A 10778-nucleotide genomic window follows, 5' to 3' on the forward strand; every position below is an offset into this window, starting at 1 on the left:
GAAGTCCCTCCCGGAGTTTCTTCGGAAATCGATCACCTGGGATCAGGGCAGTGAGATGGCCGACCACGCCACGTTCACCATGGCGACCGGGATGCCCGTGTACTTCTGTGACCCGCACTCACCCTGGCAGCGCGGGACGAACGAGAACACCAACAGGCTCCTGCGTCAGTACTTCCCCAAAGGAACAGACCTCTCGGTCCACTCCCAAGCACACCTCGACGCCGTCGCCCGCGAACTCAACGGCCGACCCCGCCAGACCCTCGACTGGCACAAACCCGTCGAGAAACTCAACGAACTACTGGTCAAACACGGTGGCGCACCGATCACTTGAGACCAAGGCCCCAAACAAAACAACTTCACCCCAGCGGGCACAGCCCGAAAAATCTGGCGCCCGAGGCCGGCGTCGCCGAAGGCGACCAGGCCGAAACCCGAGCGCGGCGAGGCCCAGTGCCCCCTCACACCAAGATCAAACAGCCGAAAAGCCCCCGAATACACAGCCTAAACGACCCCACCGACAAGATCCGCTCGCCGACCGAGAACCATGATCAACCCGAACTTGAGCCCCCAAATGCACAGCCTGGACAGACCCCCCGACAAGATCATCCACTCAAGACCACCCACTCAAGATCAATCTAACGCAGAGCCCTCAAACACGGAGCCCCTCAAACACAGATCCCCAGATGCACAGCAGCGAACCCTACTCGGCAAACCCCGGCTGCCACCGAGAAATAATCTCCCGCATCGAGAACTCCGCATCCAACTGGCACAGAATCCCCGTCGCCCCCGTGGTGACCCGATGAATCAACAGGTACTGCGGCGGCAAGTTCAACGACCGCCCCGTCTTGAAGTCCTGTCCCCGTAGATCCCCAATCCGCTCCGCCTGTCGCTGCATCCACTTGCGCGTAAAATGGAATGTCCCCGTAGCCGCCGGTTCCGCGAATGGCGCCAGGTAAGCCAATACATGCTCCGGATCCAGCCGCATCCCGTCGCGGATGAATCCTTCGTCCCGCATGAGTTCCATCAGCTCAGTGGGCCGGTCTTCCAACGACAGCCGGATCATCGCCCCCAACGGCCTCGGCAGTCCTTCCGGCAACCGCGCCACCGCGCCGAAATCGATCACGCACAGCCGATCGTCCGGTGTCAGCATGAAGTTCCCCGGATGCGGGTCGGAGTGCAGCAGCCCGACCCGCGCGGGCGACGAGAAGTGGAACTCCGACAGCAGCCTCCCCGCCGTGTCGCGCTCACCCCGCGCACCCTCGCGGATGATCGACGCCAACGGCCGCCCGTCCACCCACTCCGTGATGGTGACCTTCGGCGCGCTGGCGATCACCCGGGGCACGAGCACCAACGGGTCGCCCGTGAACGCCTTCGCGAACGCCCGCTGGTTGTCCGCCTCCGCCCGGTAGTCGAGTTCCTCGACCATCCGGTCGGTCAGCTCGCGCAACAGCGGCTTGATCTCCATGCCCGGCGCGAACGGCTGGAACAGCCTGCTGAACCGCTGGAGCTGGCGCAGGTCGGACAGCAGGGCCTCGTCGGCCCCCGGGTACTGGACCTTGACCGCGACCTCCCGGCCGTCGTGCCAGGTGGCCCGGTGGACCTGGCCGATGCTGGCGGCGGCGGCCGGGGTGTCGTCGAAGTCGGCGAAGCGGGACCGCCAGCCGCGGCCGAGCTGCTGGGCCAGCACGCGGTGCATGACCTGGGCGCTCATCGGCGGGGCGGCGGCCTGCAGCTTGGTCAGCGCCTCCCGGTACGGGGCGGCGAGCTCGTCCGGGATGGCGGCCTCGAACACCGACAGCGCCTGGCCGAACTTCATCGCGCCGCCCTTGAGCTGGCCCAGCACGGCGAACAGTTGCTCGGCGGTGCGCGCGGTCAGCTCGGCGCTGACCTCGTCGGCGCTCTGCCCGGCCAGTCGCCTCCCCCAGCCGCCGACCGCGCGGCCCGCCACGCCCAGCGGGAGACTGGCCAGGCGCGCGGTGCGCGCGACGGTCTTGCGTGGCATCTCGGTCACCAGCCGATTGTCCCTTGTCCTCGGCCGAAAGCGCAGGTGTTCGCCCGCCCACGCCGCGGTGACCTGGGCATCCGCGCCGCCGGACGGCACTTGACAACGTTTGGCCGACACCGGTCGACGCGAACAGCCGGTGACCACACAGGACGGATTCAGTTGTGGTCGGGTCCTCCTTCCTGGTCAGGGCCGCCGCTTGCGCGGGAACAGGTGGCGGTACGACGGGTGGGTGGCCGCCGAGCAGGCGCAGGCCGGGTGCGGTTCCCACCTGCGGTGCTCGACCGTGGCGGTGACCGGGTCCAGCTCGATCGTGGCGTTCCAGGTGCGCGGCGGCGCGGCGGCGGGTTCGGCGAGCCAGGCCAGGCAGTGCAGCACCTGGGCGGCGGCGAGACCGGCGGTGGCGTGCGCGGTGGCCAGGTCGACCGGCTGCGCCCGGCGGACGATCTGGGCGGCGACCAGCGGCCAGCACGGGTCGAGCTCGGCCCGGTGGTGGTCGGCGCAGCGCAGGCAACTGCTCAGGCCGGGGACGACCAGCGGGCCGACGATCCCGACCCCGTCCCTGGCGCGGACCGCGAGGTGCGTCTGGCCGTCCGTGTCGAGGTCGCCGAGCCACGCCGGGTCGGGCACCAGGGTGTCGGCGAGCACGAGCAGGTCGGGTCTGCGGCTGGTGAACCGGCGGACCCCGACCGTGGCCTCGGACCGCAGGACGGCGTCGTGCGCGGCTTCCTGCCGGGGGCGCCCGATGTCCTCCGCGCGGTACCCGGTGCCCACGTCCGCCGCGGTCACCGCGCCCGAGGCGGTCACGTGCACGCGCCCGACCCCGGCGGCGGCCAGCAGCCGGGCCAGGGCAACCGCGAGCCTGCCGTCGCCGACGACCCGCACGCCGCGGTTGCCCCGCTCGGCCGGTGGCGCGGGGCCCTCGCGCAGCACCGCCAGGGTGTCGTCGGCCGCCAACCGCGGCGGGACGTCGCCGGTCGGGGCGCCCGCGTCTTCCACCAGGCCATGGCCGACCAGGTCACCCAGCAGGTCCCGCATCACCGGTTGGTGTGGCGGGCCGACCCCGGCGATCACCTCGTCCGCCGTCCGGCCGCCGGTGAGCGCCGCGGCGGCCCGGACCACCGGCTCCGGCAGGTCGCTGATCACCAACGCCCGCCGCGGGTCGAGGCCGACCTGCAGCTCGCCCGCGCGGCGGCGGACCACGGCGAGGCCGGGCCGCAGCCGGGGTCGTTCGGGCAGGGTTTGTTCGCGTTGCTTTTCAGTCATGGCAACAGGGTGCCCGACTGCGCCGAATGGCGGAGGAAGTTGTCCACAGGTGAGAGTCACACCCGCCCGGTCCTCCCGCGTTGTCGGTGTCTCCCCTTACGGTTGTGCCGTGGTCGAACCCAGCGTCGAGGTGCGCCGGAGCAAGCGCAGAACCCGCACCGTCACGGCGTACCGCGAAGGCGACACCGTGATCGTCCTCATCCCGGCCCGGCTCTCCAAGAAGGAGGAGGCCCACTGGGTGCAGGAGATGCAGCGCAGGCTGCTGCGCAACGAGACCCGCAGGCGCTCACCCGCCCGCACCTCCGACGACGCCCTGCTGCAGCGCTGCGGGGAGCTGTCGGACAGCTACTTCGCCGGCCGGTGCCAGCCGCGGGCGGTCCGCTGGGTGCCGCCGATGCGCACCCGGTGGGCGTCGTGCACCCCGGTCGACCGCACCATCCGGGTCAGCGAGCGGCTGCGCGAGGTCCCGGCCTGGGTGCTGGACTACGTCCTGGTGCACGAGCTCGCCCACCTGCTCGTCCCCGGCCACGGCGCCGACTTCTGGGAGCTCGTGCACGCCTACCCGAGGACCGAGCGCGCGGTCGGTTACCTGGAGGGTCTTTCCGCCGCGGCGGGGTGGGGGATTTCCACGGCCGAGTGAGGGTGGCACCGGCTCCGTGCCACCGGCTCAGCTCTTGGCGTCGTCCGGGCCCTCGGCCTCTTCGGCGCGCTCCAACTGCGCGATCGGGTCGTCCTCCAGGGCGCCCGACTTGAGGCGCTCGCTGAAGTCCAGCGGCTCGTCGAGGTCCTCGGCGGTGGGCATCAGGTCCGGGTGCGCCCACAGGGCGTCGCGCGCCTCGACGCCGTGCTGGTCGGTGACCAGGTTCCACAGCGTCGCCGCGGCGCGCAGCCGACGGGGCCGCAGTTCCAGGCCGACCAGGGTGGCGAAGGTCTGCTCCGCGGGCCCACCGGAGGCGCGGCGGCGGCGCAGCGTCTCGCGCAGCGCGTCCGATCCGGGCAGCCGGTCGGCGACGGCGTCCGCGACGACCTGGTCCACCCAGCCCTCGACCAGCGCCAACAGCGTCTCCAGCCGGGTCAGCGCCGCCTGCTGCTCCGGGGTCGTCTTCGGTTCGAGCATGCCCGACTTCATCGCCTGCTCGATGCTCTCCGGGTTGGCCGGGTCCACCTGGGTGGCGAGCTGCTCCAGCGCCGACATGTCGACCTTGATGCCGCCCGCGAACTCCTCGACCGCGCCGAGCAGCCGCTGCCGCAGCCACGGGACGTGCGCGTAGAGCCGCTGGTGGGCGGCCTCGCGGGCGGCCAGGAACACCATGACCTCGCTGGCGGGCCGCTCCAGGCCCTCGGTGAACACCTCGATGTTGGCGGGCAGCAGGGCGGCGGTGGCCGGCGGGCCGAGCGGCAGGCCGATGTCGGACACGGTCAGCACCTCGGCGCCGAGTTGGGCGAGCGCGTTGCCCAGTTGCGAGCCGAACGCCATGCCGCCCATCTGGCCGACCATCGCCAGCAGCGGACCGGCCTGCTCCTTGGCCTCCGCGGGCATCGCCTCCACCCAGGCGCCCGCCATCCGCTTGGCGACCGGGTCGCACAGCCGCTGCCAGGTGGGCAGGGTGTGCTCCACCCAGTCGCGGGCGGTCCAGGCGCGGGTGCTGGTGGCGCCGGCGGGCAGCGTGGTGACCGGGTCGAGCCACATTTCGGCGAGGTGCACCGCGTCGGTGACCGCCTTGGTGGCCTCGGCGGGCGCGGTGAAGCCGATCTGCCCACCGAGGCGCTGCACGGCGATCTGCTTGGCCAGGTCGTAGTTGACCGGCCCGGTCGACGTGCCCGCCTGGCTCATCATCGCGCCCAGTTGGCTGAGCATCTGGCCGAGCTGGTCGAACGGGTTCTCCTGACCGCCGCCGGGCTTGCCGCTCTTGTCTCGGTCGTCGGGGTCCGGCACGCTGAAGCCGAACGGGAACTCGCTCATGGCTCCACGGTACGCGGCACCGCCACCCGGGTGGCGTCCGGTGATCCGCCCTCCGCGAACGCACGTACCCTGTGGCTTCGTGAGCACCGCAACAGAGTCAGCCGCTCCCCAGCCCCCCGTGCCGCACCGGTCGGTCGGACCGTTGACGCTGTCGCGGCGCGGTTGGACCATCGTCGTCAGCTTCGTGGTGACGGTCGCGCTGCTGCTGGTCGGTCTGCTGGTGCCCATCCCTTATGTCTCGCTCGGCCCCGGCCCCACCTACGACACCCTCGGTTCGGTCAACGACGTGCCGGTCGTCAGCATCGACGGCGCGCCGAGCAAGCCGGTGTCCGGGCAGTTGCGGATGACGACGGTGTCGGTCAACGACGAGATCACCCTGTTCGGCGCCCTCGGGCTGTGGGTCAGCGGCCGCTACGCGCTGGCGCCGCGGGAGGACTACTTCCAGCCGGGGCAGACCGAGCAGGACATCGAGCAGCAGAACACCAAGATGTTCCAGGACTCGCAGAGCAACGCCGAGATCGCCGCGCTGTCCTTCCTGAAGTACCCGATGAAGGTCATCGCGCAGCAGATCACCTCCGGCTCGCCCGCGGACAAGGTGCTCAAACCCGGCGACCAGCTCATCTCGGTCAACGACCGGAAGGTGTCGGCGGCGGCCGACGTGCGCGGGGCGCTGGCGGGCACCACGCCGGGGGAGACGATCCCGCTCACCTACAAGCGTGACGGCCAGGAGCAGACCGCGTCGGTGACGCTGGCGAAGGCCACCGACTTCGGCCAGGACGACCGCCCGGAGGGCTTCATCGGCCTCGGCGCCGCCGAGCGCCCGGACGTGAACTTCAAGACCACGATCCGGCTGCAGAACGTCGGCGGCCCCTCGGCGGGCCTGATGTTCGCGCTGGCCATCGTGGACCGGCTCAGCGGCGACGACCTGGCCAACGGCGCCACCATCGCGGGCACCGGCGAGATCGACGCGGCGGGCAACGTCGGCCGCATCGGCGGCATCCAGTTCAAGATGGTCGCCGCCAAGGAGGCCGGGGTGACCACCTTCCTGGTGCCCGACGGCAACTGCGCCGAGGCCAAGGACGCCGCCCCGGACGGCCTGCGGCTGGTCAAGGTGTCCACCCTGGACACCGCCGTGCACGCCCTGCTGGACATCAAGGCGGGCAAGGACGTCGCGGGCTGCTAACGGTTCAGCTCAGGCGCGGAACGTGTCCAGCAGCGCGGTGCTGAGGTTCCCGGCGAGACCGGGGTGTTCGACGATCTCGTCCACCCCGTCCGCGCCCGCGCGCAGCCGGAGCACGCAGGCCACGCCGCCGTCTCGCAGCACCGCGGCGACCAACCGGGCCTCTCGCGCCAACGGGTGGCTCGCGGCGAACTCGCCCGCGGCGTCCTCGTCCGCGGGCAGCTCCGCCTCCGCCTCGGGCGGCAGCATCACGATCTCCTGCGCCAGCGCGCAGCCCGCGACCGCGTCCGGCCACATGATCACGCCCAACGCCGCGCCGAGGTCGCCGTCGGGCAGCGCGTCCTGGGCGATCGGGGTGAGCGCCGCCGCCGGGTCGACCCGGTCGGCGAGGTCGGGCTGCTCGCGCAGCAGGTGGTCGGTCGGCACGAGGGCGAACAGTTGCGGGGGCTGGTCCCAGCCGCCCGCGGCGACGAACTCCTCGACCTCGCGGGCGGTGGTCGGCAGGTCGGGGGCGGGTCCGGCTTCGGTGCTCACGGCGACCATGGTCGCACCGCGCCCCGGGTTGTCCACAACGCGCCCGGTTATCCACGCATTTCGGACACCCGCTCGGGAACCCGAACCACCCCTAATACAGTTGGACAGTCAGGGGCGGCTCAGGCGCGCCCGTGGTGATCGTAGAAAAGCCCGCGACTGATGGAGCGTGCCCAGTGGCCACTCGGCCCCCGATAGGCCTGCCGAAGCTGTCCCGCCGCAGCCGGATACTGCTCGTGGTGGCGGCCGCCCTCATCCTGCTGCTGCTGGTCGGCTCCCGGCTGCTGAGCACCTACGTCAACTGGCTCTGGTACGGGGAGGTCCGGTTCCGCTCGGTGTTCACCACCGTGCTGTGGACCAGGGTCGCGCTGTTCTTCGCGGTCGGCGCGCTGGTCGGCGGGGTGCTCGCGGTGAGCCTGTGGGTGGCCTACCGCTCCCGGCCGGTGTTCGTGCCGGTGTCCAGCGCGGACGATCCACTGGCCCGCTACCGGTCGGCGGTCGTGCAGCGGGTGCGGCTGTTCGGCATCGGCCTGCCGGTGGTGATGGGCGTCATCGCGGGCTCCACCGCCCAGTCGGACTGGCAGCAGGTGCAACTGCTGTTCCACGGCACCGACTTCGGCGTCACCGACCCGCAGTTCGGCATCGACATCGGCTTCTACGCCTTCACCCTCCCGTTCATCAGTTGGTTGATCAACTGGCTGTTCGTCACCGTCGCGGTCGCCTTCTTCGGCGCGCTGATCACCCACTACCTGTTCGGCGGGATCCGGCTGGCAGGCAAGGGCGGCCAGCTCGCCGCGCCCGCGCGGATGCAGTTGTCCATCACCGCGGGCGCGTTCGTGTTGGTCTACGCGGTCGACTACTTCTTCGAGCGTTACGAGCTGCTGTTCAACAAGCACGACCTGTTCAGCGGCGCGAACTACACCGACCTCAACGCGGTGCTGCCCGCCAAGCTCATCCTGATGTTCATCGCCGCGTTCTGCGCGGTGGCGTTCTTCGCGGGCGCCTTCCTGCGCAACCTGCAGTTGCCCGCGATCGCGACCGCGCTGCTGATCCTCTCCGGCATCCTGGTCGGCGCGGCGTGGCCGGCGGTCATCCAGCAGTTCTCGGTGCGGCCCAACGAGAACGCCAAGGAGTCGCTGTCCATCCAGCGCAACATCGACGCCACCCGCACCGCGTTCGGCCTCGGGGCGGACAAGGTGAGCACCCAGGACTACGCGGGCACCACCGACGCGTCGCCCGCCAAGATCCGCTCCGAGCAGAGCAGCGTCAACACGATCTCCAACGTGCGGCTGCTCGACCCGAACATCCTGGCGCCGACGTTCACCCAGCGCGAGGGCCGGGAGAACTTCTACGGCTTCCCGGAGAAGCTCGACGTCGACCGGTACACCATCGACGGCAAGACCCAGGACTACATCGTCGCCGCGCGCGAGATCAAGACCACCGGGCTCACCGAGACCCAGGGCGGCTGGATCAACCGGCACATGGTCTTCACGCACGGCAACGGGTTCGTCGCCGCCCCGGCCAACACGATCAACTCGGCGCTGCAGGACTCCTCCAGCGACCAGGGCGGCTACCCGGTGTTCAAGGTCAGCGACCTGACCAACGACGGCCCGATCAAGGTGGACCAGCCGCGCATCTACTACGGCGAGCTGTCCACCGACTACGCCATCGTCGGCGGCCAGGACAACGGCAGGCCGCTGGAGTACGACACGTCCAGCAGCACGGAGGCCTACCGGGGCGCGGGCGGCGTGCCGATCGACAACCTGTTCAACAAGTTGGTCTTCGCCGCGCACTACACCGAGCGCAACATCCTGTTCTCGTCGCAGATCGGCGACGGCGCCAAGATCATGTACAACCGGAACCCGCGGGACCGGGTGAGCATGGTCGCGCCCTGGCTGACCCTCGACGGCGACCAGTACCCGGCCGTGGTGAACAACCGGATCGTCTGGATCATCGACGGCTACACCACCCTGGAGAACTACCCGTACGCCCAGCGCACCGAGCTCGGTGAGGCCACCACCGACTCGCTCGACGGCGTGGTCCGCCAGGACAACAAGACCATCAGCTACATCCGCAACTCGGTGAAGGCCACCGTCGACGCCTACGACGGCACGGTGACCCTCTACTCCATCGACGACAAGGACCCGGTCCTCAAGGCATGGGAGGGCGTGTTCCCGGGCACCGTGCACCCGTCGTCGGACATCTCGCCGGAACTGCGCGCGCACTTCCGCTACCCGGAAGACCTGTTCAAGGTCCAGCGCGAACTGCTCTCCCGCTACCACGTGTCCGACGCGGCCGAGTTCTTCTCGCAGAAGACCTTCTGGACCGTCCCCGCCGACCCGACCGAGGACGGCGCGTCCAACGCGGGCACCGACGGCGCCAAACAACCGCCGTACTACGTGCTCGCCCAGTCCCCAGGGCAGACGCAGGCCACGTTCCAGATCACCAGCGCGCTGAACTCGCTCAACCGGCAGTTCCTCGCGTCCTGGGTGTCCGTGTCGTCCGACCCGCAGGACTACGGCCAGATCAAGGTGCTCAGACTGCCCACCACCGGCACAGCCCAAGTGGAGGGACCGGGGCAGGTGCAGAACCGGTTCCAGACCACCCCGGAAGTCGCCGAGAACAGAACCCTGTTCAACAACCCCAGCGTGGCGCCGAGGTTCGGCAACCTGCTGACGCTGCCGGTCGCGGGTGGTCTGCTGTTCGTCGAACCGATCTACATCCAGCGCAAGGACGCCAACGCGTTCCCGCAGTTGGCCAGGGTGCTCGTGTCGTTCGGCAGCAAGGTCGGGTTCGCGCCCACCATCGACGAGGCGCTCGACGAGGTGTTCGGCAAGGGCACCGGCGACACGGCCACCAAACCCAACGAGACGAACCCACCGACGACGAGCACATCACCGCCACCGTCGACGTCCACCACCACACCGACCCAGACCCCCGGCACCGGCGGCAGCCAACTCGACCAGGCGGTGCAGGCCCTGAACGCGGCCATCGCGCACCTGCGCCAAGCCCAACGCGACGGCGACTTCACCGAACAGGGCAAGGCCCTGGCCGAACTGGACGCCGCCACCAAGGCCTACGACACGGCCAAGGCCAAGCCCGGCGGCACCACGTCGTCCCCGTCCTCCCCGGGCGCCTCACCCTCACCCACCCCCGCCCCCGGCGGCTGATCCACCCGGGACCAACCCGGCAGGCCCGCCACCGCACCCGCGGTCGCGGGCCTGCCGCATTTCCAAGCCGGAATTCCCGATCAACGTGAGCCCACTCACCAGCCACCCCCCTGGTTTGCACCTGAAGAACACCCCCGTGTAAGGTTCTAACTACCAACGCGGGGTGGAGCAGCTCGGTAGCTCGCTGGGCTCATAACCCAGAGGTCGCAGGTTCAAATCCTGTCCCCGCTACAATGCCGGTGCCCCATATCCACGGAAAGCGTGGATATGGGGCATTTTCGCGTGTGCACTGGGGGGCGACCCCCCAGACCCCCACGGTGCGGGGGGTGCGTAGGGCGTGGAGCTTGCGGAGCGTCCGGAGCGGTCCGGGGGGGCTGTGGGTGGGCGCCGGACTCGGCGGGGATCGCTTGACCTTCGGTGGTCGCGTTGAGGGTGGGTGGGGGTGGGGGTGGAAAAAGAAAGGGCCCAGTAGTTCAGGAAGTGAACTACTGGGCCCTTGTGGTAGCGGGGACAGGATTTGAACCTGCGACCTCTGGGTTATGAGCCCAGCGAGCTACCGAGCTGCTCCACCCCGCGTTGTAGTTGGAACTGTACACACCTCGGGATGGCGGGTTTCACCGGGGGGTGGGTAAGTGGGATGGGTGGGTGGGATCGCTCTCGGGGGGAGGG

General features: G+C 70.0%; 8 protein-coding genes and 2 tRNA genes. 5 read left to right on the forward strand and 5 right to left on the reverse strand.

What is annotated here, in order from left to right:
- On the forward strand, positions 1–331 hold a 331-nt coding region (locus tag H504_RS0125705), incomplete at its 5' end, for an IS30 family transposase (protein ID WP_026424841.1).
- 366 nt (positions 332–697) lie between these two features.
- Here H504_RS0125705 and H504_RS0125710 read toward each other — a convergent pair.
- Together H504_RS0125710 and H504_RS37005 are read right to left on the reverse strand one after the other, a co-directional pair.
- Entirely contained in the window at positions 698–1999 is a 1302-nt protein-coding gene (locus H504_RS0125710) for an ABC1 kinase family protein (RefSeq protein WP_084468219.1), read from the reverse strand.
- 186 nt (positions 2000–2185) lie between these two features.
- Complete coding sequence (locus H504_RS37005; RefSeq protein WP_051386270.1) at positions 2186–3265, reverse strand: ThiF family adenylyltransferase; 1080 nt, start codon at positions 3263–3265, stop codon at positions 2186–2188.
- A 109-nt stretch (positions 3266–3374) separates the two neighbouring features.
- On the opposite strand from H504_RS37005, the gene H504_RS0125720 reads away from it, so the two are divergent.
- Positions 3375–3905 carry a M48 family metallopeptidase gene (locus H504_RS0125720; protein ID WP_026425125.1) on the forward strand — a complete coding sequence of 177 codons (531 nt, stop codon included), beginning with the start codon at positions 3375–3377 and terminating at the stop codon, positions 3903–3905.
- A gap of 27 nt (positions 3906–3932) precedes the next feature.
- On the opposite strand, the gene H504_RS0125725 is transcribed toward H504_RS0125720, so the two are convergent.
- Positions 3933–5228: a zinc-dependent metalloprotease gene (locus tag H504_RS0125725; protein ID WP_026425126.1), complete on the reverse strand. Its 1296-nt coding sequence runs from the start codon at positions 5226–5228 to the stop codon at positions 3933–3935.
- Between the two features lie 79 nt (positions 5229–5307).
- On the opposite strand from H504_RS0125725, the gene H504_RS0125730 reads away from it, so the two are divergent.
- Complete coding sequence (locus H504_RS0125730; protein WP_026425127.1) at positions 5308–6411, forward strand: YlbL family protein; 1104 nt, start codon at positions 5308–5310, stop codon at positions 6409–6411.
- A gap of 9 nt (positions 6412–6420) precedes the next feature.
- Here H504_RS0125730 and H504_RS0125735 read toward each other — a convergent pair whose 3' ends face one another.
- Entirely contained in the window at positions 6421–6951 is a 531-nt protein-coding gene (locus tag H504_RS0125735) for a PPA1309 family protein (protein WP_026425128.1), read from the reverse strand.
- A 164-nt stretch (positions 6952–7115) separates the two neighbouring features.
- Between H504_RS0125735 and H504_RS0125740 the strand changes: the two genes are divergently transcribed.
- On the forward strand, positions 7116–10109 hold the full coding sequence (locus H504_RS0125740) for a UPF0182 family protein (RefSeq protein ID WP_026425129.1): 2994 nt from the start codon (positions 7116–7118) through the stop codon (positions 10107–10109).
- Positions 10110–10266: 157 nt separating this feature from the next.
- A tRNA-Met gene (locus tag H504_RS0125745) sits at positions 10267–10340 on the forward strand.
- 268 nt (positions 10341–10608) lie between these two features.
- On the opposite strand, the gene H504_RS0125750 is transcribed toward H504_RS0125745, so the two are convergent.
- Positions 10609–10685 (reverse strand) — tRNA-Met (locus H504_RS0125750).
- Positions 10686–10778: the final 93 nt, after the last annotated feature.

The organism is Actinokineospora inagensis DSM 44258, from assembly GCF_000482865.1.
GTDB lineage: Bacteria > Actinomycetota > Actinomycetes > Mycobacteriales > Pseudonocardiaceae > Actinokineospora > Actinokineospora inagensis.

What these genes read in the sequence shown, in the direction of transcription:
- H504_RS0125735 (WP_026425128.1), bottom strand. Translation starts at nt 6,951, where the DNA reads ATGGTCGCCGTGAGCACCGAAGCCGGACCCGCCCCCGACCTGCCGACC.
- H504_RS37005 (WP_051386270.1), bottom strand. Translation starts at nt 3,265, where the DNA reads ATGACTGAAAAGCAACGCGAACAAACCCTGCCCGAACGACCCCGGCTG.
- H504_RS0125725 (WP_026425126.1), bottom strand. Translation starts at nt 5,228, where the DNA reads ATGAGCGAGTTCCCGTTCGGCTTCAGCGTGCCGGACCCCGACGACCGA.
- H504_RS0125710 (WP_084468219.1), bottom strand. Translation starts at nt 1,999, where the DNA reads ATGCCACGCAAGACCGTCGCGCGCACCGCGCGCCTGGCCAGTCTCCCG.